26 protein-coding genes and 1 pseudogene are annotated in these 26631 nt (G+C 72.3%); 16 read left to right on the forward strand and 11 right to left on the reverse strand.

Annotated features, from left to right (window positions below; translation table 11 throughout):
* The 6 genes from sufU (at position 1) to dapD (ending at position 4960) form a co-directional block, all read left to right on the forward strand.
* Entirely contained in the window at positions 1–465 is a 465-nt protein-coding gene (gene sufU / locus TU30_RS07755; protein ID WP_042166278.1) for a Fe-S cluster assembly sulfur transfer protein SufU, read from the forward strand.
* A complete protein-coding gene (locus TU30_RS07760) occupies positions 462–794 on the forward strand; it encodes a metal-sulfur cluster assembly factor (RefSeq protein WP_042166281.1) in 333 nt (110 codons plus the stop codon). The genes sufU and TU30_RS07760 overlap by 4 nt, the downstream gene beginning before the upstream one ends.
* 129 nt (positions 795–923) lie before the next feature.
* The gene (locus TU30_RS07765) at positions 924–1244 is read left to right on the forward strand and encodes a multidrug efflux SMR transporter (RefSeq protein ID WP_042166283.1); all 321 of its coding nucleotides are present in this window, start codon (positions 924–926) and stop codon (positions 1242–1244) included.
* Complete coding sequence (locus TU30_RS07770) at positions 1244–1786, forward strand: TetR/AcrR family transcriptional regulator (protein WP_042166285.1); 543 nt, start codon at positions 1244–1246, stop codon at positions 1784–1786. Before TU30_RS07765 ends, TU30_RS07770 begins: the two co-directional genes overlap by 1 nt.
* 286 nt (positions 1787–2072) lie before the next feature.
* Complete coding sequence (locus TU30_RS07775) at positions 2073–3884, forward strand: acyl-CoA dehydrogenase (RefSeq protein WP_042166286.1); 1812 nt, start codon at positions 2073–2075, stop codon at positions 3882–3884.
* 86 nt (positions 3885–3970) lie between these two features.
* The gene (gene dapD / locus TU30_RS07780; RefSeq protein WP_042166287.1) at positions 3971–4960 is read left to right on the forward strand and encodes a 2,3,4,5-tetrahydropyridine-2,6-dicarboxylate N-succinyltransferase; all 990 of its coding nucleotides are present in this window, start codon (positions 3971–3973) and stop codon (positions 4958–4960) included.
* A gap of 374 nt (positions 4961–5334) precedes the next feature.
* Here dapD and TU30_RS07785 read toward each other — a convergent pair whose 3' ends face one another.
* Positions 5335–6267 (reverse strand): RNA polymerase sigma-70 factor, encoded by a 933-nt coding sequence (locus tag TU30_RS07785; protein WP_042166289.1) that lies wholly within the window; start codon positions 6265–6267, stop codon positions 5335–5337.
* Positions 6268–6464: 197 nt separating this feature from the next.
* On the opposite strand from TU30_RS07785, the gene TU30_RS07790 reads away from it, so the two are divergent.
* Positions 6465–6950 carry a carboxymuconolactone decarboxylase family protein gene (locus TU30_RS07790; RefSeq protein WP_042166629.1) on the forward strand — a complete coding sequence of 162 codons (486 nt, stop codon included), beginning with the start codon at positions 6465–6467 and terminating at the stop codon, positions 6948–6950.
* 151 nt (positions 6951–7101) lie between these two features.
* Here the strand turns inward: TU30_RS07790 and TU30_RS36970 are convergent.
* A pseudogene (locus TU30_RS36970) lies at positions 7102–7455 on the reverse strand (dihydrodipicolinate synthase family protein); the annotation flags it as partial.
* 146 nt (positions 7456–7601) lie between these two features.
* Between TU30_RS36970 and TU30_RS07795 the strand changes: the two are divergent.
* Together TU30_RS07795 and TU30_RS07800 are read left to right on the forward strand one after the other, a co-directional pair.
* Complete coding sequence (locus TU30_RS07795; RefSeq protein WP_107068391.1) at positions 7602–8090, forward strand: phage holin family protein; 489 nt, start codon at positions 7602–7604, stop codon at positions 8088–8090.
* Complete coding sequence (locus tag TU30_RS07800; RefSeq protein WP_042166290.1) at positions 8087–8470, forward strand: DUF3618 domain-containing protein; 384 nt, start codon at positions 8087–8089, stop codon at positions 8468–8470. Before TU30_RS07795 ends, TU30_RS07800 begins: the two co-directional genes overlap by 4 nt.
* Before the next feature lie 100 nt (positions 8471–8570).
* Here TU30_RS07800 and TU30_RS07805 read toward each other — a convergent pair whose 3' ends face one another.
* Positions 8571–10397: an endonuclease/exonuclease/phosphatase family protein gene (locus tag TU30_RS07805; protein WP_042166293.1), complete on the reverse strand. Its 1827-nt coding sequence runs from the start codon at positions 10395–10397 to the stop codon at positions 8571–8573.
* Between the two features lie 426 nt (positions 10398–10823).
* On the opposite strand from TU30_RS07805, the gene TU30_RS07810 reads away from it, so the two are divergent.
* The 4 genes from TU30_RS07810 to TU30_RS07825 all read left to right on the forward strand — a co-directional run bounded on the left by TU30_RS07810 (position 10824) and on the right by TU30_RS07825 (position 15493).
* Positions 10824–12257, forward strand: a complete 1434-nt coding sequence (locus TU30_RS07810) for a hypothetical protein (RefSeq protein WP_042166296.1) — start codon at positions 10824–10826, stop codon at positions 12255–12257.
* Between the two features lie 440 nt (positions 12258–12697).
* Positions 12698–14155, forward strand: a complete 1458-nt coding sequence (locus TU30_RS07815) for an alkaline phosphatase PhoX (RefSeq protein ID WP_042166633.1) — start codon at positions 12698–12700, stop codon at positions 14153–14155.
* Between the two features lie 267 nt (positions 14156–14422).
* Positions 14423–14821, forward strand: coding sequence for a TetR/AcrR family transcriptional regulator (locus TU30_RS32825; protein ID WP_052479756.1), 399 nt, complete (start codon positions 14423–14425; stop codon positions 14819–14821).
* 63 nt (positions 14822–14884) lie between these two features.
* Complete coding sequence (locus TU30_RS07825; RefSeq protein WP_042166298.1) at positions 14885–15493, forward strand: TetR/AcrR family transcriptional regulator; 609 nt, start codon at positions 14885–14887, stop codon at positions 15491–15493.
* Positions 15494–15565: 72 nt separating this feature from the next.
* On the opposite strand, the gene TU30_RS07830 is transcribed toward TU30_RS07825, so the two are convergent.
* From TU30_RS07830 to TU30_RS07865, 8 genes are all read right to left on the reverse strand, one after another.
* A complete protein-coding gene (locus TU30_RS07830; RefSeq protein ID WP_107068392.1) occupies positions 15566–16780 on the reverse strand; it encodes a TerD family protein in 1215 nt (404 codons plus the stop codon).
* Between the two features lie 95 nt (positions 16781–16875).
* Complete coding sequence (locus TU30_RS07835) at positions 16876–17100, reverse strand: hypothetical protein (protein WP_042166303.1); 225 nt, start codon at positions 17098–17100, stop codon at positions 16876–16878.
* Between the two features lie 103 nt (positions 17101–17203).
* A complete protein-coding gene (locus TU30_RS07840) occupies positions 17204–18193 on the reverse strand; it encodes a zinc-dependent alcohol dehydrogenase family protein (protein WP_042166305.1) in 990 nt (329 codons plus the stop codon).
* Positions 18190–19053: a carbohydrate ABC transporter permease gene (locus tag TU30_RS07845; protein ID WP_042166307.1), complete on the reverse strand. Its 864-nt coding sequence runs from the start codon at positions 19051–19053 to the stop codon at positions 18190–18192. Before TU30_RS07845 ends, TU30_RS07840 begins: the two co-directional genes overlap by 4 nt.
* Positions 19050–19991 (reverse strand): carbohydrate ABC transporter permease, encoded by a 942-nt coding sequence (locus tag TU30_RS07850; RefSeq protein ID WP_042166310.1) that lies wholly within the window; start codon positions 19989–19991, stop codon positions 19050–19052. The genes TU30_RS07845 and TU30_RS07850 overlap by 4 nt, the downstream gene beginning before the upstream one ends.
* Positions 19988–21361, reverse strand: a complete 1374-nt coding sequence (locus TU30_RS07855; RefSeq protein ID WP_042166312.1) for a sugar ABC transporter substrate-binding protein — start codon at positions 21359–21361, stop codon at positions 19988–19990. The genes TU30_RS07850 and TU30_RS07855 overlap by 4 nt, the downstream gene beginning before the upstream one ends.
* A 149-nt stretch (positions 21362–21510) precedes the next feature.
* Complete coding sequence (locus TU30_RS07860; RefSeq protein WP_042166315.1) at positions 21511–22281, reverse strand: DeoR/GlpR family DNA-binding transcription regulator; 771 nt, start codon at positions 22279–22281, stop codon at positions 21511–21513.
* Between the two features lie 296 nt (positions 22282–22577).
* Positions 22578–23387 (reverse strand): NAD(P)-dependent oxidoreductase, encoded by an 810-nt coding sequence (locus tag TU30_RS07865; RefSeq protein WP_042166318.1) that lies wholly within the window; start codon positions 23385–23387, stop codon positions 22578–22580.
* Between the two features lie 232 nt (positions 23388–23619).
* Between TU30_RS07865 and TU30_RS07870 the strand changes: the two genes are divergently transcribed.
* The 3 genes from TU30_RS07870 (at position 23620) to TU30_RS07880 (ending at position 26513) form a co-directional block, all read left to right on the forward strand.
* Complete coding sequence (locus TU30_RS07870) at positions 23620–24561, forward strand: 5-dehydro-4-deoxyglucarate dehydratase (protein ID WP_042166320.1); 942 nt, start codon at positions 23620–23622, stop codon at positions 24559–24561.
* Positions 24558–25748 carry a hypothetical protein gene (locus tag TU30_RS07875; protein WP_042166322.1) on the forward strand — a complete coding sequence of 397 codons (1191 nt, stop codon included), beginning with the start codon at positions 24558–24560 and terminating at the stop codon, positions 25746–25748. The genes TU30_RS07870 and TU30_RS07875 overlap by 4 nt, the downstream gene beginning before the upstream one ends.
* A 117-nt stretch (positions 25749–25865) precedes the next feature.
* Positions 25866–26513, forward strand: a complete 648-nt coding sequence (locus TU30_RS07880) for a TIGR03086 family metal-binding protein (protein WP_078878166.1) — start codon at positions 25866–25868, stop codon at positions 26511–26513.
* Positions 26514–26631: the final 118 nt, after the last annotated feature.

The following is a 26631-nucleotide window of genomic DNA, read 5'->3' on the forward strand; positions in this document are numbered from 1 at the left end:
GTGAAGCTTGATTCGATGTACCAGGAAGTCATCCTGGACCACTACAAGAACCCGCACGGGCGGGGCTTGCGGGACGGCGACGCCGAGGTGCACCACGTCAACCCGACGTGCGGCGACGAGATCACGCTGCGGGTGAAGTACGACGGCACGACGGTCAGCGACGTCTCCTACGAGGGGCAGGGCTGCTCCATCAGCCAGGCCTCCGCCTCCGTGCTGAACGACCTGCTGGTCGGCAAGGACCTCGCCACGGCGCAGCGGATCCAGGAGACCTTCCTGGAGCTGATGCAGTCCAAGGGCAAGATCGAGCCGGACGACGCGATGGAGGAGACCCTGGAGGACGCGGTCGCGTTCGCCGGGGTGTCCAAGTACCCCGCCCGCGTCAAGTGCGCCCTCCTGAGCTGGATGGCGTGGAAGGACGCGACAGCCCAGGCCCTGGGCTCCGACGCCGAAAGGACAACGGCATGAGCGAGACCGTGGAGATGAAGCCGGCCTCGGAGGAGGAGCTCCGTGAGGCCCTGTTGGACGTCGTCGACCCCGAACTGGGCATCGACGTCGTCAACCTCGGCCTGATCTACGGCGTGCACGTCGACGACTCCAATGTGGCGACCGTCGACATGACCCTGACGTCCGCGGCCTGCCCGCTGACCGACGTCATCGAGGACCAGGCCAAGTCCGCCACCGAAGGCCTGGTCAGCGAGTTGCGCATCAACTGGGTCTGGATGCCGCCGTGGGGCCCCGACAAGATCACGGACGACGGCCGCGAACAGCTGAGGGCACTCGGCTTCAACGTCTGAGACGTCCGCCGGGCACCGGTTCTGCCGCAGAACGGCGACACCCGACACGGGTGTCGCCGTTCTGTGCACGCGGGAGGTCGCATACGCGTTCCGCATCCGGGCGCCGGGCCGTTGTGTACGCTCGTACACATGGGATACCTGCTGCTCGCCGGGGCGATCGCCGCGGAGGTGGGCGCCACCACCGCCATGAAGTACAGCGAGGGCTTCAGCAGGCTCTGGCCCTCGCTGCTGACCCTGCTCGGCTACGTGGTCTCCTTCACCCTGCTCGCGCAGACGCTGCGCACCCTCTCCATCGGCACCGCGTACGCCATCTGGGCGGGGGTGGGCACGGCCGCCGTCGCCGCGATCGGCGTCCTGTTCATGGGGGAGGGCCTCACCGTCGTCAAGGCCACCGGGATCGCGCTGATCATCGTCGGCGTGGTCGTGCTCAACCTCGGCGGCGCGCCCTGATGGCCCGGCGGTACGACCCCGAGCGGCGCCGGCGGATCATCGACGCGGCGATCCGCGTCGTCGGCAGGAGCGGCATCGCGGGGCTCAGTCACCGCAGCGTCGCCGCCGAGGCCGACGTGCCGCTCGGCTCCACGACGTACCACTTCAAGACCCTCGACGAGCTGCTGGTGGCCGCGCTGCGCCAGGCGAACGAGGGCTTCGCCCGGGCCGTCGCCCCGCATGGCGGCCTGGGGGACCCGGGCACCGACCTGGCGGCCGGACTCGCCGGTCTGCTCGGCGAGTGGCTCGCGGGCGAACGCACCGGCGTCGAGCTGGAGTACGAGCTGTATCTGGCCGCCCTGCGGCGCCCCGCCCTGCGTCCCGTCGCCGCCGAGTGGTGCGAGGGCGTCACCGACCTGCTGTCCCGCCGCACCGACCCGGTCACCGCCCGCGCCCTGGTCGCCCTGATGGACGGCATCGGCCTCCAGACCCTGCTGACCGGAACGCCGTACGACGAGGAGTACGCGCGGGAGATGTTCGGCCGGATCCTGCCCGGGGAGTGAGGGGGCGTCAGTCCGCTGCCCTGCCCGGGCCCTCCTCCCCGCAGGAGTCCAAAGCACCCGTACGCGGGGGGCGGGCCGGCCGCGGTGTCAGTGGCATGACCCACGGTGACACGGGGGCGACGAGAGCATCTCCCGGCGGGGACGCGGCACTTCACCCGCCGCACGTTCGTTCCTTTTCCATGCATCGCGGTGCCGGGGGAAGGGTAGATTCCACCTCCCGCGCCCTCTCAATCGTGTCGATGATCATGATGCGATGATGTGACCATCAGCAGTAACTTGTGCCCCTGTGATTGACACTCAGCTCTCTCGCCAGCAGGACGTGTCCGACGAACTCGCCACCGCACTGTTCGGTACCCGCGCCGCGAGTCTCCACCACCCCTGGAAGCGGCTGTTCAGCTCTGCACCGTTCTCCTACCAGGAGGGTCTCGGTCACGAAGAACGTATCCGGCTGTCGTACGAGCGTCTGCGACTGGTCAACGACGCCATCGACCACCCGTCGGTCTTCGCGGCCGACCCTGCCGCGCTGAGCGCGATGCACGAGTGGGCCGGCGTCGCCGACGCCGGCATGGCGACCTGCGCCAGCATCCACTACAACCTCTTCCTCGGCAGCCTCCTCGATCACGACCACGACCAGCGGGACCTGACGGAGTATCTGCGGATGGCCCGGGTCGGAACGTTTCTGTGCACCGAACTCACGCACGGCAACGATGCCGCCCAGATGGAAACCACCTGCACCTTCGACCGGGCCACCGGCGGCTTCGTCCTCCACACCCCCCGCCCCGAGGCCTGCAAGTGGATGCCCAACACCAGCCCCGTGGGCGGGCCCAAGGACGCCGTGGTCGCCGCCCGCCTCCTCGTCGACGACCGGGACCTGGGCGTCTTCCTGTTCCTGACCCCGCTGCACGACGCCCATGGCACGCCGATGCCCGGCATCGGGATACGCCGCCTGCCCCGGACGGCCAGCAGCCCGGTCGACCACTGCGCCACCACCTTCGACCGGGTCGACCTGCCCTACACCGCACTGCTCCAGGGCGACCACGGCCGCCTCACCCCCGACGGTCGCTTCACCAGCAGCCTCGGCAACCCCCGCAAACGCTTCCTCCGTTCCATCGGACGCGTCACCATGGGCAAACTCTGCATGAGCGCCTACAGCCTCGGCACCACCCGCCATGCCCTGACCGTCGCCACCCGCCACGCCCACAGCCGCCACACCTCCGGCATGACCAGCGGCCACAGGGTGCCGCTGTTCGCGCACCGCAGCCATCACGCCCCGCTGCTGGAGGCCACCGCCACCGCCTACGCCGCCACCCTCCTGCAACGCGGCGTCACCCAGCAGTGGACACAGGCGACGGACGACGACCTGCAGGACTGCGAACGGCTCGTCGCCGTCACCAAGGGATGGATCACCTGGCAGGCCCGCGCCATCATGACCGAATGCCGCGAACGCTGCGGCGCCCAGGGCCTGATCCTCGCCAACGGCATCGCCGGCCAGCTCGCCGCGAACGAAGGCACCATCACCGCCGAAGGCGACAACAAGGTCATCTGGGTCAAGGCCGCAGGCGAAATGCTCCTCGGCGGCTTCGCCCCGAAACCGACCAGTGAGATCCCGCCGGGGCCGCGTGTGCTGGAGGACCCGCACCACCTGCAGGACCTCCTGACGGACATCGAGCGGATATGGCACGAACGGGCCCGCACCCGGCTGCGCGGCGGCCGGCCCCCCTCCCCCCTGGCCCGGTGGAACGCCACCGTCACCCCCGCCCTCCAGCTCGTCGACGCACACGCCCACCGCCTGGCCGGCGACGCCCTCCTCGACGCGGCCACCCGGGCCGGCACCGCGGCGGCCCGGCAGGTCCTCACCGACCTGCACCGGCTGTTCACGCTGCGCCGCGTCGCCGCACACAGCGGTGACCTGCTGGCCCGGGGGCGGCTCACCACCGACCAGGTGCAGCAGCTGCCCGACGCCGTCGAGCATGTCGTCGCCGCCCTGGAGCCCCACGCGCTGACGCTGGTCGGAGGGTTCGACGTGCCGGAGGAACTGCTCCACAGCCACCCCGTGCTGCACGCCGACGACCCGGAAGTCCTCGTCCCGGCACAGTGACCGGCCGGCAGGGAGGCCCCGCCCGGTACCCGAGACGGCGCGGCACCGGTTCGCATCGCCGGGCCCGCGCCGGTTAGGTTGCCCTCATGACCGACTCGACTGCTCAGAGCACCACCGGCGCAGTGGCCGCCGGCCTCGCCACCCTCACCGCCGACGGAACCGTCCTCGACACCTGGTTCCCCGCCCCCGAACTCGCCGCCGCGCCCGGCCCGTCCGGCACCGAGCGGCTCTCCGCCGAGCGCGCCGCCGAACTCCTCGGCGCCGGCGCGAGTGCGGCGATCGGACCGGACGCGCGCCGGGGCGTCGAAGTGGTCGCGGTCCGTACGGTCATCTCCTCGCTCGACGAGAAGCCGACCGACGCGCACGACGTCTACCTGCGTCTCCACCTTCTCTCGCACCGTCTGGTCAAGCCGCACGGCCAGAACCTGGAGGGCATGTTCGGCTTCCTCGCGAACGTCGCCTGGACCTCGCTCGGCCCCGTCGCCGTCGACGACGTCGAGAAGGCGCGGCTGAACGCCCGCGCCGAGGGCCTGCACCTGGCCGTCACGTCCATCGACAAGTTCCCCCGGATGACGGACTACGTCGTCCCCAAGGGCGTCCGCATCGCCGACGCGGACCGGGTCCGCCTGGGCGCCCACCTCGCCGCGGGCACCACGGTCATGCACGAGGGCTTCGTCAACTTCAACGCGGGCACCCTCGGCACCTCCATGGTCGAGGGCCGCATCTCCGCGGGCGTCGTCGTCGGCGACGGCTCGGACATCGGCGGCGGTGCCTCCACCATGGGCACGCTGTCCGGCGGCGGCAGTGTGATCATCGCCATCGGCGAGCGCTGCCTGGTCGGCGCCGAGGCGGGCGTCGGCATCGCGCTCGGCGACGAGTGCGTCGTCGAGGCCGGCCTCTACGTCACCGCCGGCACCCGCGTGACCATGCCCGACGGCGAGGTCGTCAAGGCCCGCGCGCTGTCCGGCGCCTCCCACATCCTCTTCCGCCGCAACTCGATCACCGGCACGGTCGAGGCCCGCCCGAACAACGCGGTCTGGGGCGGCCTGAACGACGTCCTGCACAGCCACAACTGATCACCGGTGTCCGGCCCTGCCGTGCGGCGGCCCCGTCGCCCGACGCCACCACCGTCGAGCTGTCCACGGCTGTCGGCACCGGCCGACGTCGAGCGCCCTTCCCCGCCTCCGGACCGGTCGGGGAGGGCGCTCGCGCGTGAGCACCGCACGAGGGTTCTTTGATCCGGCAGGATCGACTCCCCGGACACCGAGCCGGACTCATCGCCGACCTGAGCACCTCACTCGGCCAGGAAATCGACCGACTCCCCGGACACCGAGCCGGACTGCCGGCGCCGGCGTGTCAGCCGTTCTCCGCAGGGCCGAGTCGGGAACCGTCGGACCGCTGTCCGTCGTCCGGCCGGGCCGGTGGCTGATGAGGGCCTCGGAGCGGGGCCTCAGCGGCTCAGGGCCGTCTCCCGGCGCATGTGGGAGAGCTTCTCCGGGTTGCGTACGGCGTAGAGGCCGGTGACGAGGCCGCCCTCGACGCGGACCGTCAGGACGGTGTCGAGTTCGCCGTCGACCCGCAGGAGCAGTGCCGGGCGGCCGTTGACCTGGGCCGGCAGCAACGACGAACCGGCGGGGATCCTGCCCAGGCCGGCGGCCAGCAGACGGGCCACCTTGTCGGCACCGACGACGGGCCGCAGGACGGCCTGCCTGACACCGCCGCCGTCGCCCAGCAGGACGACGTCCGGTGCCAGGATGTCGAGCAGGTCCCGGAGGTCTCCCGTCTCGACCGCCCGGCGGAACGCGTCGAGCGCCTTCCGGGAGTCCGCCGACGACACGTGTTCGCGCGGCCGGCGGGCCGCCACGTGGGCGCGTGCGCGGTGTGCGATCTGGCGGACCGCCGCCGGTTTCCGGTCGACGGCCCCCGCGATCTCGTCGTACTCCAGGGCGAACACCTCGCGCAGTACGAACACCGCCCGCTCCGTCGGCGTGAGCGTCTCCAGCACCAGCATCATCGCCGTCGAGACGCTGTCGGCCAGTTCCACGTCCTCCGCCACGTCGGGCGTGGTGAGCAGCGGCTCGGGCAGCCACGAGCCCACGTAGGACTCCTTGCGGCGGCCGAGCGTACGCAGCCGGTTCAGCGCCTGGCGTGTGGTGATCCGGACCAGGTACGCCCGCCGGTCCCGCACCGTGCCGAGATCGACCCCCGCCCACCGCAGCCAGGTCTCCTGCAGCACGTCCTCCGCGTCGGCGGCCGAGCCCAGCATCTCGTAGGCGACCGTGAACAGGAGATTGCGGTGGCCGACGAACGCCTCGGTGGCGGCATCCGGTCCCGCGCCGCCCGCGGGGCGCCCGGCCGTGGGCTCGCTTCGTTCGCTCTTCACCTGACGCTCCTTCGCTTCCGACCACGTCGTGCGCACAGGACACCGGCCCCCGCGGTCCTGTGACACCTGTCCGTCATGGCTTGTGTCACAGCACGGTTCTGTCACACGAAGCCGGCGGCCGGCATCTCGTGTTCGTCCGATACGACACCACGAGTGAGCACGAGTGAGCACGAGTGAGCACGAGTGAGGACGACACCATGGATGCCCGATTCGACCTGTTCGCCAACGAGCTCGGCCTCACGTTCGCCAAACGGTTCGCCGGTGCCGGCCTGCTGATCCAGCAGTCGCCGCTGCCCCGGTCCACACAGGAGCTGGTGTCGCTGCGCGCCAGCCAGATCAACGGCTGCGGCCACTGCGTCGACCTGCACACCAAGGAGGCCGCTGCCGCCGGTGAGAGCGCGGTCCGGCTCAACCTGGTGGCCGCCTGGCGCGAGTCCACCGTGTTCACCGAGGCCGAGCAGGCCGCACTGGCCCTCGCCGAGGAGGGCACCCGGCTCGGCGACGCCCACCACGGCGTGTCCGACGAGACCTGGGCCCGGGTGCGCAAGCACTACGACGACGACCGGACCGCGGCCCTGGTCGTCCTGGTCGCCCTGATCAACGCGGCCAACCGGCTCGCCGCGATCGTCCACCGGAAGGGAGGGGCGTACGAGCCGGGCATGTTCGCCCACGCCCTCGACTGAGGGGAGCGCGCGGCGGGCGGTGACGGTCAGCCCGCCGTGAGGTTCTCGTGGGGCGGCCTGAGGCTGTCGGCCGTCTCCCGGTCCGCCGGCCCCAGGGGCCGGCGGACCGGGAGACGGGCAGGCCGAGGGCCTTCGTGGTGACCGTGCCGGGGAGGCCGTCCGCGCCCGCCTTCTCGGCCTCTCGGGCGAGTCCGGCGGTGTGCGCGGTGCCGGCGGTGCCGACTCCTGCGACGATCGCGGCGCGGCCGCCCACGGCCTCCCGCACGGCTGTGACGAGGGCGGACTTCCCGGCGTCCGTCGTGGTCGGGGACTCTCCCGTCGTACCGGACGGGACCAGGCCGTCGCAGCCGCGGCTCACCAGGTGGCCGGCCAGGCGCGCGGCGCCGTCCAGGCCCGGGGCGCCGGCGGGGGTGGAGGGCGTGACCACGGCGCAGCGGGCACGGCCGAAGGGGGACGGGGCACGGACGGGGCACGGAGGGGGCGAGGAGGGGAACGGGGTGGTCATGGGGGTGGTCCCGGTGCGCTCAATGCGTAGCCCCACTTATATCTGCTACCTGCTTTGGGTAAGCATGGGTAATCGGTGGCGGCTCGGGATAAGAGCGGGGCCGTCCGGGTACCCGGACGGCCCCGACCGAGAGGAGGCGGAACGCCGTGACCGCAACCATCGAGCAACGTCCGGCCCGCGACGCACACAGCCGTGACCGGCAGAGCCGCGAGTACAGCGGTGGCACACGCGTGCGTGATGGCCACAGCCATGACGAGCACAGCGTGGGTGAACTCGTCGGACAGGCCACCGAGCAGGTCTCCCGACTGGTACGGCAGGAAGTGGCCCTGGCCAAGGTGGAGCTGGCCGAGAAGGGCCGCCGGGCCGGAATCGGCGGCGGCATGCTGGGCGGCGCGGGTGCCTTCGCCTACGCGGGCCTGCTCGCGGCGGCTTTCACCGGGGGCGCCGCGCTCTCTCTCGTCCTGCCGGTGTGGGCGGCGGCGCTGATCGTCACGGCCGTGCTGTTCGTGATCGCCGGCGTGCTGGCCCTGGTCGGTCGGGGGCAGCTGCGGAAGGCCACCCCGGCGACGCCGGAGCGGACCCTGGACAGCGTGAAGGCCGACGTGGAGGAGATCAAGGGAAGGGCACACCGATGACGCGGGACGTGAACGGCGTGAACGCGCCTGCGAAGACGGTGGGTTCCGGTTCCGGGGCCCACATCGAGGTCGAGGTCGAACAGGGTGCCGCCCGCGGGGCCAAGGGGCCGGACGAGCTGCGGCGGGAGATCGAGCGGACGCGGCACGAACTCGGTGACACGGTCGAGCAGTTGGCCGGGAAGATGGACGTCAAGGGGAACGCGATGGCCCGCGTGGAGGACCTGCGCGACAGGGCCGGGGCGATGACCGTGCAGCTGCGGAGCAACGCCACGCAGGTCCGGCTGGCCGGGACGCGCAAGCCGTGGCCGGCGATGGTCGCCGGCGGGACGGTGGCCGGACTGGCGGCGACGGCGGTGCTGCGGCGGCGCGGCGCGCACTGACGGCGGACCGGGTCGGGCGGGCACGGCCGGGGGCCGGCCGGACGGGGACGTCCGGCCGGCCCCCGGCCGGTACGGGTGTACGGCGGTAGGCGTGTACGTCCTACGGGCGGAAGCGCAGGATCTGCGGGTCGTGGTCGCTGATCTGGTCGTGGAACTCGCTGTTGAGGTGCACGCTGTCGTACGTGAACGCCCCGCCGCGGCGGATCGACGGGCTGATCAGGATCTGGTCCAGAACCTGGCTGTTTCCCTGGTGGACGTACGAGTAGCGCTCGCCCCTCGGCAGGGACTTGACCGCCGACCAGAGAGTGCCCCGGCCCTCGAGGATCTTCGTCGTCGTGGAGAACTCGAAGTCGTTGATGTCGCCGAGGACGACGACGTCCGCGTTCTTCTGGACGGCGAGGATCTCCGCGGTGAAGTCGTGGACCTCCTTCGCCTGGAGGTGGCGCTGCGTCTCCGAACCGCGCGACGGCGGCTGGTACTGCGACGTCAGGGCCTGGTCGCCGCCCTTGGAGGCGAAGTGGTTGGCGACCACGACGACGGTGCGGCCGCGGAAGACGAACTCGCCGGCCAGGGGCTTGCGGCTGTCCTCGAACGCCTCGGACCGCGGGGCGACGCGGCCGGGGGAGACCGTCAGGGCCGCCCTGCCGCGCACCTTGGTGACGCCGGTGTCCGTCGTGGCGTCGCCGCCCGCGCGGTCGGTGAAGGAGACCCGCTCCGGATTGAAGAGGAACACCTGACGGATGTTGCCGCCCGGCTGGCCGCCGTCGGTCCTGTCGGCCGGGTCGATCCCGCGCCAGTCGTAGCGCGGGCCGCCCGCCGCCTCGATCGCGTCGGTCAGCTTCGTCACCGTCAGGTCGGCGGCGACCGTGCCGTCGTCGGTGGCGCCGTTGTTGTCCTGGATCTCCTCCAGGGACACGATGTCGGGCGACTTCAGGTTGCCCACGATCGCCTCGGCGTGCGCGGCGAACGTGCCGTCGTACGGGTCGAGGTTCTCCACGTTGTACGTGGCGACCGCCAGCTCGCCGGAGCGCTGCGCGCGGGTCGACTCGCGCCGCAGGTTCCCGCTCTCGAGCGTGCCGAGTTCGCCGGCCACCAGCGTGTAGCCGCCGTACTGGTTGAAGTCCAGCGGCCCCGTGGTGGTGCCGGCGAGGGTGTCGCCGACGTCGGCGTCGGGGAAGTCCGCGGCCCGGCCCAGGGACTGGATCTGCAGACGCCCGGTGTTCTGGTCTCCGTAGGAGCCGTAGACCGTGCCGCCGCGGTGGTTGCGGTTCTCCCACGGCTTCACCGTGACCCAGAGCTCGGTGTACGGGTCGGTGGCACCGACCACGCGGGTGTCGGAGACCTGGACGTTCATGCCCTCGAGGGACTCGTAGAAGTCCAGGGCGTAGCGGCCCGGACGCAGCGGCAGGGCGTTGACCGAGCCGTTCGCCGCGCTGTCCCCGGCCGGGGTGTAGGCGGCGGGGACGGACCCGGCGTCGATCCTGGTGGCGGCCGGGACCGGGTTGCCGCCGGAGACGACGGTGAACGTGGCGCGGGTGATCTCCGTCAGCGCCTGGTTGCCGGAGGACGTGCCGCCGGGGACGTACTCCGTGACCGTGCCGGAGACCGTGACGGCATCGCCGACGGCGATCCCCCGGGGGGTCGAACCCGTGTGGACGAAGACGCCCTCACTGGTGGCCGGATCGGCGTCCGGAGCCGGATCCTGGATCCAGAATCCGCGGGACGATCCGTAGGTGCGGACGCCGGTGACGATTCCGGCCACATCGGTGACCTGCTGTCCGACGTAAGGAGACATCCGGGTGTTGCCCTGGATGTCGTGGATGCGTACGGACTCCGCGTGCGCGGGCGAGGTGAGGACGATCGTGGACGCCGCGCACACGGCGGCGACGGTGAGCGCGGCGAGACGCGCGGACGACTTGCTCGGCAACGGATTCCCTCCGGGAACGTGATGGGTGCCGGGACGAGGGTGGAAGAACGTGCGACGTGCTGGGACGGCGGGAGCGGTGGGGCCGGTGGGGCCGATGGGGCTGAGAGGACCGAGGGGACGTGTGGGGCGGGCCGGACAGGTGTGACGCGCGTAGAGGGTGCGGTCCCGCGAGCCCTGCGGGTACCCCCAGGATGCCTCCGCGGAAGACGTCCGTGGGGGGATTCCGCTCCGGTGAACAACTGTCCGCCGACTTCTACGCGCGTCAATCTCCAGCCTGGCCGGGCCACTTGTCAAGGTTTCGGCCATGTACGGAGGCGGGGGCAGCGGTGAAGCGGGCGGATCGGGTGGAGATCCGTCTAGGCTGAGCGGCTGAGTCGTAGAAGGCGCCGAGGTCAGGGCCTGGGTCTTTCCGGAGGAGAACAGCCGATGTCAGACAGCTCCATGCCGCCGGCGCGGCTGCACCCCGAAGCGGAGCTGGCGCGCGAAGCACTGTCCACGCCGTTGCTGTCCCGGGCCGCCCGGCTCGCCCGCTGGGCCGGGCCCGGAACACGGGTCGACGCCGGCGCCGGACTCGTCGACGAGCAGCTGCTCGCGGCGGCCGAGGCGCTCGGGCTGACCGGCGAGGACGCCACCGCCGACGCCAGTGCCGCATGGCGCGTCGCGGTGGACGCCGGGCTCGTCGACGTCGTCGACGAGGAGGAGGGCACCGTCACCGCGGGTGCCGACCTGGCACTGCTCACCGGAGGCTCGCCGCAGGACGTCCTCACCGTGTGGCTCGCCGCTCTGGAGACGGTGCTCGCCGACGCGAGCGTGCCCGACCTGGACGGGCTCGTCGACGCCCTCGCCGCCGGGGACGACTCCGGCGAACTCGACCTCTCCTCGGTCGACTGGGACCCGGACGCCGAGGCGGAGTTCCTCGACGAGGTCCTCGGCAACCTGTATCTCCTGACCGCCGGCGAGGCGGAACCCGTCGGCCCGCCGGTGCCGCTGCCCGCGCTGGCCGCCTCCGTGATCGTCCCCGACGACGTGCCGGAGCCCACCAACGACATGCTCCAGCAGGTCTCCGACGCGATGATGCGGCTGGACGACCAGTTCCGCCTGCTGGAACCGGCCGGACTCGTGGAGTACCAGCCGGTCGACGAGGCGCTGCTGGCCGAGGGCGACGAGGAACCCGCGCCGCCCCAGGACGACACCGACGTCACCCGCTACGGCGTGGTGCGGCTTACCCCGCTCGGCCTGTACGGGCTGCGCGCCCGCCTGCTGGAGGCCGGGTTCGACGCCCCGGCGGTCGGGGACCTCACGGACAAGGGCGCCGACGCGCTGCTCGACGGCACCTCCGTGTTCCCGGCGGCGGCGGCCCACGCGGAGACCGAGCAGTGGCTCGCCCGCCGCGAACCCCTCGCCGCGGCCCGGGAGCTGCTGGCCGCCGCGCGCGGCACCGACGGGAACGCGCCGCTGCGGCGGCTGCAGTGCCAGCAGGCGCTGTCGCTGGTCGGCCTCTCGGCGGAGCCCGCCCTGCGCGAGGTGCTCGACGACGCGGAACTCGGCGGGCTGGCCCGGGTGTGGCTGACCGAGCACGGGGCGACGGACGTACCGCCGCCCTCCGAGGCCATGGTCTTCTGGCTGACCATCGACACGGTGGCCGCACAGCTCTCGGCCGAGGGCAACTCCGAGGAACTGCAGGCCCTGGTGGAGGGCCTGGCCCGCCAGCACAGCGGCTTCTTCGCCACTGCCTGGCGGGTGGAGCACCCGGCCACGGCGGACGTGCTGGAGGCGATGGGACGGCTGCACCCGGACAAGGCGATCGCCAAGGCCGCACGCAAGGCCGCCTTCAAGGCGCGCTCGCAGCAGGGGAGCTGACCGGACGGGCGGGTGCCGCACACCGGTCGGCGGGCAGGACGGGCGCGGGCAGAGCCGGTAGAGCGGGCAGTCGTGCGCGGCCCACCGAAGCGGTCGCGTGCGGCTCACCGGCGTGTTCGCGCGCGTGTGCGCCGACGTGGCCGCGCGCGGCACGGGGAGCTGACCGGACGGGCGGGTGCCGCACACCGGTCGGCGGGCAGGACGGGCGCGGGCAGAGCCGGTAGAGCGGGCAGTCGTGCGCGGCCCACCGAAGCGGTCGCGTGCGGCTCACCGGCGTGTTCGCGCGCGTGTGCGCCGATGTGGCCGCGCGCGGTTCACCGAAGCGGCCGCCGGAGGGCTCCGCGGAGTTCAACCGGCGTTCAGGCAGGGGCGGAAGCGTGACGGCGAACGAGGCCCGGCCCGTCACCCCCTCACGGCAATCCACCGTCACAGGAGGCTTCATGTCGCTCACCCGCAGGGACTTCGCCAGGACATCCGCGGTCGCCGGTGGCGGTGTCGCACTGGTGGGCAGCGTAGGCGCCCTCGCCTCCGCCCCGGGCGCCCTCGCGTCCCACGACACCGAGAGCGCAGGTGAGGAGCGGGAGGCGGCCCGGCCGCCCCACCCCACGGTCGGCTACGGCCCCCTGGTCCCGGACCCGGCCGGCATCCTCGCCCTGCCGGCCGGCTTCACCTACCGCACCCTCACGCACACCGGGAAGACCCGGCTGGAGTCCGGCGAGTACACCCCCTCCGACCACGACGGCACCGCCGCCTTCGACGGCCCCCGCGGCACCACCCTGCTGGTCAACAACCACGAGATCGACGGCCCGCGCGACGAGGCGGAGCACCCGGTCCCCCTCGCCGAGGGCCTCGTCTACGACCCGGGCGCTCCCGGCGGCTGCACGGTCGTCGAGGTGCGCCCCGACGGCAGCGTCGCCGAGTGGGTCGGCATCGCCGGCACCGCCAACAACTGCGCGGGCGGCAGCACCCCCTGGGGCACCTGGCTCACCTGCGAGGAGAACTCCGACCGGGCCGGCGAGAACGGCATGACCAAGGACCACGGCTACGTCTTCGAGGTCGACCCCGCCGACCGGCGCGCCAACCGCGACCCCAAGCCCCTGAAGTTCTTCGGCCGGTACGACCACGAGGCCGTCGTCATCGACCCCAAGCGCGGCCACGTCTACCTCACCGAGGACGCCGACGAGCCCAACGGCCTGTTCTTCCGCTGGACCCCGCCGAAGGACTTCCGCCACGGTCCCGGCAGGTTCCGCACCCTCGCGGACGACGCGGGCGTCCTCCAGGCGCCCAAGTGCTACGACTCCGGCGGCCGGTTCGTCGACGACTTCTCCCGCGCCACCCGGACCGGCACGGTGTACGGCGTCGACTGGGTGGACGTGCCCGACCGCGACGCGCGGACCCTCTCCGTGCGCGAGCAGTTCGGGGACGGAGAGATCACCCGCGGCCGCAAGCTGGAGGGCATGTGGTGGGGCGACGGCGGGGCGTACTTCGTCTCCTCGTACGCCCGTGAGGAGAGCCCCGGCCGGCACGACGGGCAGGTCTGGTTCTACGACCCGCGGCGCCGCACCGTGACCCTCAAGGTCCTGCTCGGCGTGAACCCGGACCCTTCCCGGGACGGTGCCTTCGACGGACCCGACAACATCACCGTCTCCCCGTACGGCGGCCTGGTCATCGCCGAGGACGGTGACGGCGTGCAGCACCTGTTCGGCGCCACCGACAGCGGACGCACCTACCCCATCGCCCGCAACGACCTGAACATCGGAACCGAACAGGAACCGGAGTTCAGCGAGTTCACCGGCGTCACCTTCTCGCCCGACGGGAAGACCCTGTACGCCAACATCCAGGAACCGGGCATCATGCTCGCCATCACGGGCCCCTGGAAGCGCCAGAAGCGCGGCTGACCCCACGGCACGGCACCATTCCGCCGGTCCGGCCCGCGGTCGTCCCTGCCCTTCTCCCCGGGGCCGGGACGGTGCCCGGCTCTGCCCGGACTCGCGTCGGCGACGCCCGTTGCCAGCGTGGACGGAGGGAATCCAAGCAGGTGGTGCGCACGAGCTGTCACCACGGAGCGCTTCGGCAGACGCTGGTCGACGGCGCCAGGGACATCCTGGCCGAGCGGGGGCACGAGCAGTCCAGCCTCAACGAGGTGGCGCGCCGGGTCGGTGTGAGTGCTTCCCGCGCCGTACCGCCACTTCGACGGCCGGGACGAGCTGCTGGAGGCCGTGGCGGCGGACGGCTGCGCGACGCTGTGCCAGCACCTCGGACAGGTGGCGGCCGGCGCCAGTGGTCCGGGGGAGCGGCTGCCGCGGCTGGGCGGGGCGTACGTGCGGTGCGCGCAGGAGCATCCCGGACTGTTCGTGACGATGTTCCGCGGCCCCTCCGAGGAGGTACCGGTCCCGGCCGGGACCGATTCCTTACGGACGAGATGCCCGAGGGGGGATCTGCTCCTGCGTCGGGGGCAGGGTTCGCCGGGGAGCTCGCGACCCGGGACCGGCCGCGGCTCCACCGTCCTCTCCGCCGACCTCGGCGGCCGGCCGGCACCGACCGCGTACAGCGCGCTGTTCTGACCGCCCCGGGCCCTCGGTAGGGTACGGAGAGGGTTGCCGGGTCGGGGGAAGGGCTGAGGGCTGATGGTGCGGGCCAGGGCCATGCGGGCGGACGCCAGACGCAATCACGCGCGGCTGCTGGAAGTGGCCGTCGAGGCGTTCGCCACGTACGGCGAGGGTGCCTCGCTCGACGACATAGCCAAGCGGGCAGGGGTCGGCTCCGGCACGCTCTACCGGCACTTCCCCACCCGCCGGGCCCTGCTGGAGGCCGCCTACGCCGACCGCATCGACGCGATCGCCGGGCGCGCCGGCGAACTCGCCGAACGGCTGCCGCCCGGTGAGGCGCTGACCGAGTGGCTGTACGAACTCGGCACCGGGATGATCCGGATCCGAGGTCTGCGGGCCCTGCTGGGCCCCGCCGTCGGTGGCGACGGAGACGGAGACGGGGGCGGCGACGACGGCGGTCCGGCCGGCGGCACCACCGACTGCTGCGAGCCCTTGAAGGGCGCGGTGGCGCGGCTGGTCGGCGCGGCCCAGGCGGCGGGGACCCTGCGCCGGGACATCGAGCCGGTCGACGTGCTGCGCCTGGCACACGGGGTCGCCACGGCCTCCGAACTGGCCGACGGGGAGGGGAAGCACATCCGTCGGTACCTGGGGCTGCTGACGGAGGGCTTGCGGCCGCGGCAGCCGTAGCGGGCACGGCAGCCGCAGCAGGCGGGTCCGGGTGCGCCCTCGTCCTCGGGCGCACCCGGACCGGGGAACGCTTTACAGCGCCTGGGCGGCCGGCTTGACCATGCCCCTGACCGTGCGGGACTTCACGAAGTCGCCCATCGCGGTCATCTCCCACTCGCCGGAGAACTGGCGGATCAGCTTCGCCATCATGACGCCCGTCTGCGGCTCGGCGGCGGTGAGGTCGAAGCGCACCAGTTCCTCGCCGGTGGCGGCGTCCAGGAGGCGGCAGTACGCCTTGGCGACCTCGGTGAACTTCTGGCCGGAGAACGAGTTGACCGTGAAGACCAGCCCGGAGACGTCCTGGGGGAGCCGGCCGAGGTCGACCGTGATCGTCTCGTCGTCCCCGCCGCCCTCGCCCGTGAGGTTGTCGCCGGAGTGCCGGATCGCGCCGTTCACGATCTGCAGCTTGCCGAAGTAGCAGCTGTCGATGTGGTTGCGCTGCGGGCCGTACGCGATGACCGAGGCGTCGAGGTCGATGTCCTTGCCCCGGTACGCGGGCTCCCAGCCGAGGCCCATCCGGACCTGCGAGAGCAGCGGCCGGCCGCCCTTCATCAGGGAGACGGTCTGGTTCTTCTGGAGGCTGACCCGGCCCTTGTCCAGGTTGATCTTCCCGGTGCCCGGCGCGGGGGCGGGGGGCGCCGGGGGCGCGGCGGGGGCGGGCGGAGCCTGCGGGGCGGCCGTCGGCGGGGCCGGGGGCGCCGGCGCCGGAGGAGTGGCCGGCTGGGCCGGAGCGGCGGGCCGGGCGGGCGCGGCCGGTTCCTCGACCGTGACGCCGAAGTCGGTCGCGATGCCGGCCAGGCCGTTGGAGTAGCCCTGGCCGACCGCACGGGCCTTCCAGACGCCGTTGCGCAGATAGACCTCGACGATCACCAGGGCGGTCTCGTCGCCGAGGCGCGGGGGAGTGAAGGTGGCCAGGACCGCGTTGTCGTCCGCGCCCCGGAGGGTGGCCGTCGGTTCGATGCCCCGGAACGTCTGGCCCTGGGCGTCGGGGCTCGCGGTGACGACGATCTTCTCGATGCCGGGCGGAACGGCCGCGGTGTCGATCGTGATGGCGTCCGGAGCGCCGCCGCCACCGGAGCGGTAGGTCACGCCGGGGCCCGCGGGCTGGTTGTAGAAGATGAAGTCGTCGTCGGAGCGCACCTTGCCGTCGGCGGTGAGCAGCAGGCCCGATACGTCGAGCCGCACCGGGGCGGCGACGTCCACCGTCACGCGGGCGGTGGGGAGAGGGATGTTCGAGCCAGGGGTCATAGCTGTCATGCCGGGTGAACGAGCGAGGGGGTTTTACCGTTCCCTTACCTGTGACCCGTTCGGCGCAGTCGGTTTCCGGCCGTGTGGCGGCCCGGTCAGCGCCGGTTGCGGGGGTGGTCGCGGGCGGTGCGTTCGTTGCCGTGCTTGCAGGCGCCGGTCCAGCGGGCCATGACGAGCTGGGGGTCGCCGCCGGCGGTGACCTCCCCGAGGAAACGGGCGGCCCGGTCGCCGTTCAGGGCGGTCGCGGGGCGGTCGTGGTGGGTGATGCGCACGCTGCCGTTGGTGTGCGCCCGGTAGGCGAAGCCGTGGGGTCGGGGCATGTGGGGATGGTACGGCGGTGAGGGCGGGGCGTCCCAGGGGTTTTCCGCCCTCACCGTTCCTGCCCTTTGCCGGGTCCGGGGCGGAGCCCCGGACCCGTTCTCCCTACGGCACCACCACGATCTTCCTGCCGACCCCCGCCGCGAACTGCTCCAGCGCCTGCGGGTACTGGTCCAGCGGCAGGCGGTCGCTGATGAAGACGTCCGGGTCCAGGACGCCCGTCGCGAAGAGTTCCGCGGCCCGCTCGTAGCTGTGCAGCACCGCCATCGACCCCGTGATCGTGATCTCCTGGTTGTAGATGCGGTACGGGTCGATCGTCACGCGGGTCGCGTAGTCCGCGACGCCGAACTGCAGGAAGGTGCCCGCCTTGGACACGCGGTCCAGGCCGTCCTGGATCGCCGCCGCGTTGCCCGTGGCGTCGATGACGAGGTCCCAGCCCTGGGGGCGGTCCAGTTCGTCCGGGTTCGCCGCCGAGGCGGAGACGCCCAGCCGCCGGGCGGTCTCCAGACGGGCCGGGTTCAGGTCCACCATGTCCACGCTCGCCGCGCCGGTCCGCTTGGCCAGCTCCAGCATCATCAGTCCCATGGTCCCGGAGCCGTAGATGAGGACGTGCGCGCCGAGGCGGGACTGCAGGACGTCGTAGCCGCGCACCGCGCAGGAGAGCGGCTCGATCAGGGCCGCGTCCTGGGTGCGGACGTGCTCGGGCAGCCTGACGCAGTTGGCCACCGGGGCCACCGCGTACTGGGCCGCCCCGCCCGCCGTGGTGACACCGATCGCCGCCCAGCGCTCGCACAGGTTGTTGTGGCCGGTACGGCAGTAGCGGCACTCGTAGCAGTACAGGGAGGGGTCCACGGCGACCTGGTCGCCGAGCGACACCTCGGTGACCTGGGAGCCGACGCCGACCACCTCGCCGGCGAACTCGTGTCCCGGCACGATCGGCAGTGTGGGAGCGAACTCGCCCTGCAGGATGTGCAGGTCCGTGCCGCACAGTCCGCAGGCCGCGACCTCGACGACCACCTCGCGGGGCCCTGGCGTCGGGTCCGGGACCTCGGCGACGACGGCCTTGCCCGCGGACTCGATGACGGCGGCCTTCATTTCACGGCTCCCAACGACAGGCCCTGGACGAGTTTGTCCTGGGCGGCGAATCCCGCGGCGAGCACCGGCAGGGAGATGACGAGCGACGCGGCGCACACCTTGGCCAGGAACAGGCCCTGGCTGGTGATGAAGCCGGTCAGGAAGACGGGGGCGGTCTCGGCGACCACACCCGTCAGGACCCGGGCGAACAGCAGTTCGTTCCAGCTGAAGATGAAGCAGATCAGGGCCGTCGCCGCGATGCCGGGCAGCGCCATCGGGGCGATGATGCGGGTCAGCACCGTCGGCAGCCGGGCGCCGTCGATCTGGGCGGCCTCGATCACCGCGACCGGTATCTCCGAGAGGAACGAGTGCATCATCCACACGGCGATCGGCAGGTTCATGGAGGTGTAGAGCAGGACGAGCAGCCAGATGTTGTCGAGCATCCCGGCGTTCTTGGCGAACAGGTAGATCGGCAGGAGGCCCGCCACGACCGGCAGCATCTTGGTGGAGAGGAAGAAGAACAGGACGTCCGTCCACCGCTTCACCGGCCGGATGGACAGGGCGTATGCCGCCGGGAGCGCGAGCAGCAGGACCAGGATCATCGAGGCCACGGACGCCACCGTCGAGTTGATCAGCGACGGCCAGGGGCTCGCGCCGCCGTCCGCGCCGAAGAACTCCCGGTATCCGTCCAGGGTGAGGGCGGCGGTGAACGACGGCGGGTTGGTGGCCGCGTCCTCCTCGGAGTGGAAGGACGTCAGCGCCATCCAGGCGATCGGCAGGAAGAAGACGATGCCGGTCAGCCAGGCCAGCAGGCCGAGTCCCGCTCCCTTGCGGAGCCGGGTCCGCGGCCGGCCGCGTTCGGGTGCAGCGATGGTGCTCATGCGCGGGACGCCTCCTCGCGGAACAGGGACGACACGACGCGCAGGGCGAAGGTCGCGATGATGATCGAGCCGATGACCACCAGGACACCGGCGGCCGAGGCCAGACCGTTCTCGTGGGCCTGGTAGAAGGTCTGGTACACGGTGTACGGGAGGTTGGCGGTGCCCAGGCCACCGGACGTGATCGTGAAGACCGCGTCGAAGTTCTGCACGATGTAGATCGACCCGAGCAGGGCGCCCAGTTCGAGGTAGCGGCGCAGGTGGGGCAGGGTCAGATGGCGGAAGATCTGCCAGTCGCCGGCTCCGTCCACCCGGGCCGCCTCGATCTGCTCCTGGTCCCGGCTCTGCAGGCCCGCGAGCAGGATCAGCATCATGAACGGCGTCCACTGCCACACCAGCGCGGCCTCCACCGCGAGCAGCGGCATGTCGGAGATCCAGTCGGGCTGCGGGCCGCCGACGTAGTGCAGCAGGCCGTTGAACAGGCCGTACTCGGGGTTGTAGAGGACGTGCTTCCACAGCAGGGCCGCCGCCACCGGCACCACCAGGAACGGGGCGATGAGCAGGGTGCGGACGATGCCCCGGCCGCGGAACTTCCGGTCGAGCAGCAGGGCGAGGAGCAGTCCGAGGACCAGGCTGGCGAGGACGACCGCCACCGTCAGCAGGATCGTCGTCCACACCGACTGGCGCAGGTCGGAATCGCCGAGGACCTCCCCGTAGTTCGCGAAGCCGGCGAACTCCCGGGCGTCGGGGTAGAGGGAGTTCCAGTCGAAGAAGGAGATCACCAGCGTCGCCACGAAGGGCAGCTGGGTCACCGCGATCATGAAGATCAGGGCGGGCAGCAGCGGGGCCCTGGTGGCCCAGCCGCGCAGTCGGGCGGAGCGCCGTCCGCCGCCGGGGCGGAGGTCGGGGGCGGCCACGGGGGCCGTTGTCGTGGCGGTCATCGGCCCTCGTACTCCTCTGAGATCTCTTCGGCGAGCTGCTGGGACTTCTTCAGGGCCGACTCGACGGACTGGCGTCCGGCGATGGCCGCGCTGATCTCCTGGGAGACCTGGGTGCCGAGATCCGTGAACTCGGGGATGCCGACGAACTGGATGCCGGGCGCCGGGCGCGGCTGCACCCCCGGGTCGTCCGGACGGGCCTGCTCGATGGCCTTCCTGGTCATCTCCTGGAAGGCACCGGCCTCCGCGCGGTAGTCCGGGTTCTCGTAGGTGGAGGCGCGCTTGCCGGCCGGGATGTTGGACCAGCCGATCTCGTCGCCGACCAGCTGCTCGTACTCCTTGCTGGAGGCCCACGAGACGAACTTCCAGGCGTTGTCCGGGTTCCGGGAGGCGTTCTGGATGCCCCAGGCCCAGGTGTAGAGCCAGCCGGCCGACTCCGTCTTCTCCACGGGGGCGGGGACGTAGCCCATCTTGCCCTTGACGGGGGAGTTGGCGGACTCCAGGGAGCCCGCCGCGGAGGTGGCGTCGTACCACATCGCGGTCTTGCCCTGGGTGGTGTTGTTCAGGCACTCGGCGAAGCCGGACTGGGCGGCGCCGGCCTGGCCGTGCTCGCGCACCAGGCCGACGTAGAACTTCACCGCCTCCTGCCACTCCGGGGAGTCCAGGCGGGCGTTCCAGTCCTCGTCGAACCAGGTGCCGCCGAAGGTGTTCACCACGGTCGTCAGCGGTGCCATGACCTCGCCCCAGCCGGGCAGACCGCGCAGGCAGATGCCCTTCATGCCGGGCTCGGCCCCGTCGAGCTTCGCCGCGATCTCGCCCACCTCCTGCCAGGTGGGGTTGGCGGGCATCGTCAGGCCCTCCTGCTCGAGGAGGTCCTTGCGGTACATCAGGAACGAGGACTCGCCGTAGAAGGGCTGGCCGTAGAGCTTGTCGTCGTCCCCGGTGAGGGACTGGCGCATCGGCTCGAGGACGTCCTGCTGGTCGTAGTCGGGGTCCTCGTCGACGTAGGAGTCCATCTCCTTGAGCCAGCCGTTGCGGGCGTAGATCGGGATCTCGTAGTTGGACAGGGTGGCGACGTCGTACTGGCCGGCCTGGTTGGCGAAGTCCTGGCTGATCTTGTCGCGGACGTCGTTCTCCGGCAGCACCGTGAAGTTCACCTTGATGCCGGTGTCCTTGGTGAAGTGCGCGGCGGTGAGCTTCTGCAGCTCCACCATCTGGGGGTTGTTGACCATCAGGACGTTGATGGCGTCACCGCCTGATCCGGCCCCGCCTGCTCCGACCCAGCAGCCGGAGAGCAGCGGGGCGAGTAGCGTCCCTGCGGCGACCGCGGCGAGTGTGGCTCGCGGCGGCCTCCGTCGGCTCTGGGTTCGCATGGATCGCTCCTGGACTTAGAGGGAGGTACCGGGCGTCGCCTGGGGCGGCTCTGCCCGCGGGGGAGGTAAACCTTCTGCTGTGAACTGCTGAATGGATGAGCTGGTGAATCGGTGCGGTGGTGCGGTGGGGGCCGCCGGGTCGTCGTCGGTCAGACGCGGATGACCTGGGGGCCCAGCAGGGAGTAGCGGTGGGCCTCGGCCGCCGGGAGCAGCGTGCTCGTGACGATCGCCTCCAGCGCGCCGACGTCGGCGAACCGGCAGAAGCTGACCGCCCCGAACTTGCTGTGGACGCCCGCGAACACCACCCGGCGCGAGGCCCGCAGCGCCTGTGTCTTGACCTCGCTGACCGCCGGGTCGGGCGTGGTCAGGCCGTGTTCGCGCGAGATGCCGTTGGCGCCGATGAACGCCAGGTCGATGACGAAACCGGAGAGCATCCTCGTCGTCCAGTGGTCGACGGTGGCGAGGGTGCCGGAGCGGACCCGGCCACCGAGCAGCAGGACGGACACGGTGCCGGTCTCGGCGAGCGCGCCCGCGACCGGCAGGGAGGCGGTGACCACGGTCAGTGCCCGGTCCCGGGGCAGCGCCTCGGCGATGAGCTGCGGCGTGAAGCCCTCGTCGACGAACACCGTCTCCGCGTCGCCGAGCAGCTCGGCCGCCGCGTTCGCGACCCGCCGCTTCTCGGCCACATGGCTGGTGGCACGGAAGGCGAGCGTGGTCTCGAAGGCGGCGCTCTCCACGGGATAGGCGCCGCCGTGGGTGCGGCGCACCAGGCCGTGGTCCTCCAGGACGCGCAGATCCCGCCGTACGGTCTCCTTGGCCACGCCCAGATCGGCGGCGAGCGTCGTCACGTCGACCGAGCCGGTGGCGCGTGCCACCCGTACGATCTCGCGCTGGCGCTCCTCGGCCGTTCTGTCGCTCATGGCCGCACACCTGCTTCCTGCGTCGGTTGCCCGTTCGGGCCCCTTGAGGGCCTGCAGGAAGTTGTACAGCGGGTGTGCGGAGCTGACCAGGCCTGTTGAGTGACCGGTCCTGCCCGTTTGTGCCCGTTCGGCTCGGGAGGGGTCCGCCTCGGACCTGGACGGGGGCGGAGGGGGGCGGGGAAGCGGGCGCCGCGGGTGCCCGAATGCGGCGGCGGGCGGGCCCGTTCGGTGCCCGCCCGCCGCTGTGGACGTCGATTTTCCGCCGCCGTACCCCCGGCGCCGTGCCGCAGATGTCGTCAGTGCGGCCAGATCGGCGGATCGGTGACGAAGCGTCCGCCCAGGCGTGCCTGCGCCGGGTCGGCCGGGTCCAGTTCGCCCTGCTCGGCGACGAGCTTCGCGGCGAACGGCTCGGAGTCGTCCTGCGGGTCGTAGCCGAGGGCGCGCGCGGAGGTGAGGTCCCACCACAGCCGGGTGTTGGCGGACGAGCCGTGGACGACCGTGTGGCCGACGTCCTCGGCGGTCAGGGCCGCGTGGAAGAGGCGGGCGCCGTCGGCGGGGCTCATCCACACCGAGAGCATCCGTACGCTGGTCGGCTCGGGGAAGCAGGAGCCGATGCGTACGGAGACGGTCTCCAGGCCGTGCTTGTCCCAGTACAGCTGGGCGAGGTCCTCGCCGAAGCACTTGGACAGCCCGTAGAAGGTGTCCGGGCGGCGCGGGGTGTCGACGGGGATCAGGGGGTCGTCGCCCCGGGGGCGCGGGGTGTATCCGACGGCGTGGTTGGAGGAGGCGAAGGCGATGCGCTCCACGCCCTCCTCGCGCGCGGCCTCGTACAGGTGGTACGTGCCCTCGATGTTCGCCGTGAGGATCTTCTCGAACGGGGCTTCCAGGGAGATGCCCGCGAGATGGATGATCGCGTCGACCCCGCGGACCGCCTCGCGCACGGCCTCCCGGTCGGCCAGATCCGCGACGACCGCGTCCGGCTCGCCCTCGACCGGCCGCAGGTCGAGCAGGCGCAGTTCGTAGCCGTAGTCCGGGAGCAGGGCCCGCATCAGGGTGCCGAGACCGCCGGCGGCGCCGGTGAGCAGGACGGTGCGGGGAGCGGGCATCGAGGATCTCCTTGCGTCACCGGCCGTGCATGTGCGTGCACGGCATTCATATGCGTGGACACGGTAAGGAGGTGTTCCGTCGCCCGTCAAGTATCCCCCGTCCTTTCGTGGGCTGGGGAAATCGGCCGGCGCGTGACAGGTCGGTGCGCTTGACCGGCGCCCCGGGAGCGCCCTAGCGTGACCTCGTTCAGAAATATAGACATCAGTCAAGAATGTGGACCTGGGAGAGCTTGTGACACCAGCCCCTCTCGCCGCCCGACTCGGCATCCCCAGCGGACCGCTGTTCTTCCCGGTCACCGCCTACGGACCCGACGGCTCCGTCGACCTCGAGACCTACCGGCTCCATGTGCGCGGCGGGGTCGAGGCCGGGGCCGCCGCCGTCTTCGCCTGCTGTGGCACCGGGGAGTTCCACGCCCTGACACCCGAGGAGTTCGAAGCGTGCGTGCGGGTCGCCGTCGAGGCGGCCGACGGACGCGTCCCGGTCGTCGCGGGCGCCGGATACGGCACCGGCCTCGCGGTGCGCTGGGCCGGGATCGCCGAGCGGGCCGGGGCGGACGGGCTGCTCGCCATGCCGCCCTACCTGGTGCGGGCCGGCCAGGCGGGCCTGGTCCGGCACTACCGCGCACTCGCCGCGGCAACCACCCTCCCGGTGATCGTCTACCAGCGCGACAACGCCCTGTTCACGCCCGAGGGCGTCGTCGACCTGGCCCGCACCGAGGGGATCATCGGCCTCAAGGACGGCCACGGCGACCTCGACCACATGCAGCGGATCGTCAGTGCCGTACGCACCGAAGTCCCGGGCGAGTTCCTGTACTTCAACGGCCTGCCCACCGCCGAGCAGACCCAGCTCGCCTACCGCGCCCTCGGTGTCACCCTCTACTCGTCCGCGGTGTTCTGCTTCGTCCCCGAGATCGCCCTCGCCTGCCACCGGGCCCTGCACACCGGCGACCGGGCCACCGTGGACCGCCTGCTCGACGGCTTCTACCGGCCCTTCGTCGAACTGCGCGACCAGGGCCACGGATACGCCGTCTCCCTGGTCAAGGCGGGGGTGCGGCTGCGCGGCCTGGACGTGGGCGAGGTCCGGCCGCCACTCGACGAGCCGGCCGGGGATCATGTCAGGCGACTCGCTCGGCTGATCGAGCGGGGACTCGCACTGATCGAGGAGGCCAAGTGAGGGCATCGGCGTTCGTCTACCCCTGGGACGTCAACGGGGATCCGGAGGCCCCCGCACGGATCGCCGGGCTCGGCGTGGCGCAGGTGACGCTCGCCTCCGCCTACCACTCCACGCGCGCGCTGACTCCCCGTCACCCGCGCCACCGCATCGTCACCGCCGAGCACGCGGCCGTGCTCTACCCGCCCGGCGCCCGCTGGGCCGGCCGCACCCCGCGCCCGTACCCGTCCGGCGACTGGGCGCCCGGCGACGCCTTCGGCGAGGCCGCCGACGCGCTCGCGGCCGCCGGCCTCCAGGTGAACACCTGGGTCGTGCTCGCGCACAACTCCCGCCTCGGCGCCGACCATCCGGACACCTCGGTCGTCAACGCCTACGGCGACCGCTACCCCTGGGCCCCCTGCATCGCGCAGCCCGCCACGCGCGCCTACCTCACCGCCCTGGCCGCGGAAGCCGCGGTACGGCCCGGGGCGAGCGGCACCGAACTGGAGTCCCTCGGCTGGTACGGCCTCGCCCACCTGCACGCCCACGACAAGACCGCCGGCGTCGGCCTGGGCGACGCCGGGCAGTACCTGATGTCCCTGTGCTTCTGTCCGTCCTGCCGCGAGGGCTACGGGGCTCAGGGCCTGGACGCCGGTGAACTGGCCGCGACCGTACGGGCCGCCCTGGAGCCGGTGTGGCGGGGGGCGCCCTCCGGCGGAGGCTGGGCGGGGGTGGGCGAGCTCCTCGGCGAGGACACGGCGGCCGCCACGCGCGCGTGGCGCGACGCGACGGCCCGCACGCTCCAGGAGGCAGCGGTCCGTGCGGTACGCGACGCGGCCCCCGAGGGCTTCCAGGTCCTGCTGCACGCGGACCCGGTCTCCTACCACTGCGGCGCCAACGCCGGTGTCGACCCCGCGCACATCCTCTCCGTCGCCGACGGTGTGGTCGTCCCCTGCACGGGAAGCCCCGCCTCGCTGACCCCGTTCGCGCGGGAGGCACGGGGGGCAGGGGAGGCGCAGTCGAACCGTCCGGCCACGGTCCTCGCCGCCAACCTCACCGTCGTCTCCGGCGTGGGCGGCAGCCCCGCCACCCTCGCCGCGGACGCGACCGAGGCCCGCCGCCTCGGCGCGACGGAACTGCGGCTGTACCACGTGGGACTGGCCTCGGACGGTGATCTGGAGCAGGTGAGGGGGGCACTCGCCACCCTCTGAGGCGATGAGTTCCGGGGCCGGGGCCGGTCCACCCTCCAGGAACCGAACCGCCGGCGGCGCCGTACCCGGATCCGGGCACGCGACGCCGTGAGGGAAAACGCGAGGAGTGAGTACCCCATGACCGACCCGACCCCGACCCCGCCCCCGACTGCGACTGCGATCCCGACTGCGATCCCGACCCTCGACCTCGGACCGCAGGTGCGGATCGTGGCGCGTCTCGCCCAGGACGTCACCGACGAGCAGCTGACGGACGGGACGCCTTGCCCGGAGTACGAGGTGCGCCACCTGCTGGGCCACCTCGCCGGACTGTGCGTCGCCTTCCGTGACGCGGGGCGCAGGAACTTCGGCGCCACCACCGACACCAGCCCCGACGCCGCCCTGCCGGACCTCGACCCCGGCTGGCGCGAGGACCTGCCCGTGGTGCTCGGCGAACTCGCCGAGGCGTGGCGGGACCCCGGGGCCTGGACCGGTACGACCAGGGCCGGGGGTGTCGACCTGCCCGGCGGGGTGGCCGGAGCCGTGGCGGCCGACGAACTGGTGATCCACGGCTGGGACCTGGCCCGCGCCACCGGCCGGGACTACGCCCCCGACCCCGCCGCACTGGAGGCCGCGCACGCCTTTCTCCTCGCCGCGGCGGCGGAACCCGGCCGGGACGGCGGCGAGGGCGTCTTCGGCCCCGTCGTGCCCGTACCGCCCGACGCCCCGCTGCTGGACCGGACAGTGGGGCTGAGCGGCCGCGATCCGGGGTGGGCGCCCGGGGTCTGACCGGGAGGTCTCCCGAGCGGCCGGGCAGGACGGGTGCCCGGCCGCCGCGGGTGCCCGGCCGGCGCATGCGCGCGGCGACGAAACCCGAACTTCCTTTGTCGGAAGCATTGACGAAACC

Origin of the sequence: Streptomyces sp. NBRC 110035, assembly GCF_000829695.1 — a bacterium.
GTDB lineage: Bacteria > Actinomycetota > Actinomycetes > Streptomycetales > Streptomycetaceae > Streptomyces.

Coding starts and splice junctions, on each gene's coding strand:
- TU30_RS07790 (WP_042166629.1), top strand. CDS start 6,465: ATGGATGCCCGATTCGACCTGTTCGCCAACGAGCTCGGCCTCACGTTC.
- TU30_RS07865 (WP_042166318.1), bottom strand. CDS start 23,387: ATGCCCGCTCCCCGCACCGTCCTGCTCACCGGCGCCGCCGGCGGTCTC.
- TU30_RS07810 (WP_042166296.1), top strand. CDS start 10,824: ATGTCAGACAGCTCCATGCCGCCGGCGCGGCTGCACCCCGAAGCGGAG.
- TU30_RS07880 (WP_078878166.1), top strand. CDS start 25,866: ATGACCGACCCGACCCCGACCCCGCCCCCGACTGCGACTGCGATCCCG.
- dapD (WP_042166287.1), top strand. CDS start 3,971: ATGACCGACTCGACTGCTCAGAGCACCACCGGCGCAGTGGCCGCCGGC.
- TU30_RS07840 (WP_042166305.1), bottom strand. CDS start 18,193: ATGAAGGCCGCCGTCATCGAGTCCGCGGGCAAGGCCGTCGTCGCCGAG.
- TU30_RS07815 (WP_042166633.1), top strand. CDS start 12,698: ATGTCGCTCACCCGCAGGGACTTCGCCAGGACATCCGCGGTCGCCGGT.
- TU30_RS07850 (WP_042166310.1), bottom strand. CDS start 19,991: ATGACCGCCACGACAACGGCCCCCGTGGCCGCCCCCGACCTCCGCCCC.
- TU30_RS07800 (WP_042166290.1), top strand. CDS start 8,087: ATGACGCGGGACGTGAACGGCGTGAACGCGCCTGCGAAGACGGTGGGT.
- TU30_RS07770 (WP_042166285.1), top strand. CDS start 1,244: ATGGCCCGGCGGTACGACCCCGAGCGGCGCCGGCGGATCATCGACGCG.
- TU30_RS07825 (WP_042166298.1), top strand. CDS start 14,885: ATGGTGCGGGCCAGGGCCATGCGGGCGGACGCCAGACGCAATCACGCG.
- TU30_RS07835 (WP_042166303.1), bottom strand. CDS start 17,100: ATGCCCCGACCCCACGGCTTCGCCTACCGGGCGCACACCAACGGCAGC.
- TU30_RS07860 (WP_042166315.1), bottom strand. CDS start 22,281: ATGAGCGACAGAACGGCCGAGGAGCGCCAGCGCGAGATCGTACGGGTG.
- TU30_RS07765 (WP_042166283.1), top strand. CDS start 924: ATGGGATACCTGCTGCTCGCCGGGGCGATCGCCGCGGAGGTGGGCGCC.
- TU30_RS07830 (WP_107068392.1), bottom strand. CDS start 16,780: ATGACCCCTGGCTCGAACATCCCTCTCCCCACCGCCCGCGTGACGGTG.
- TU30_RS07760 (WP_042166281.1), top strand. CDS start 462: ATGAGCGAGACCGTGGAGATGAAGCCGGCCTCGGAGGAGGAGCTCCGT.
- TU30_RS07855 (WP_042166312.1), bottom strand. CDS start 21,361: ATGCGAACCCAGAGCCGACGGAGGCCGCCGCGAGCCACACTCGCCGCG.
- TU30_RS07845 (WP_042166307.1), bottom strand. CDS start 19,053: ATGAGCACCATCGCTGCACCCGAACGCGGCCGGCCGCGGACCCGGCTC.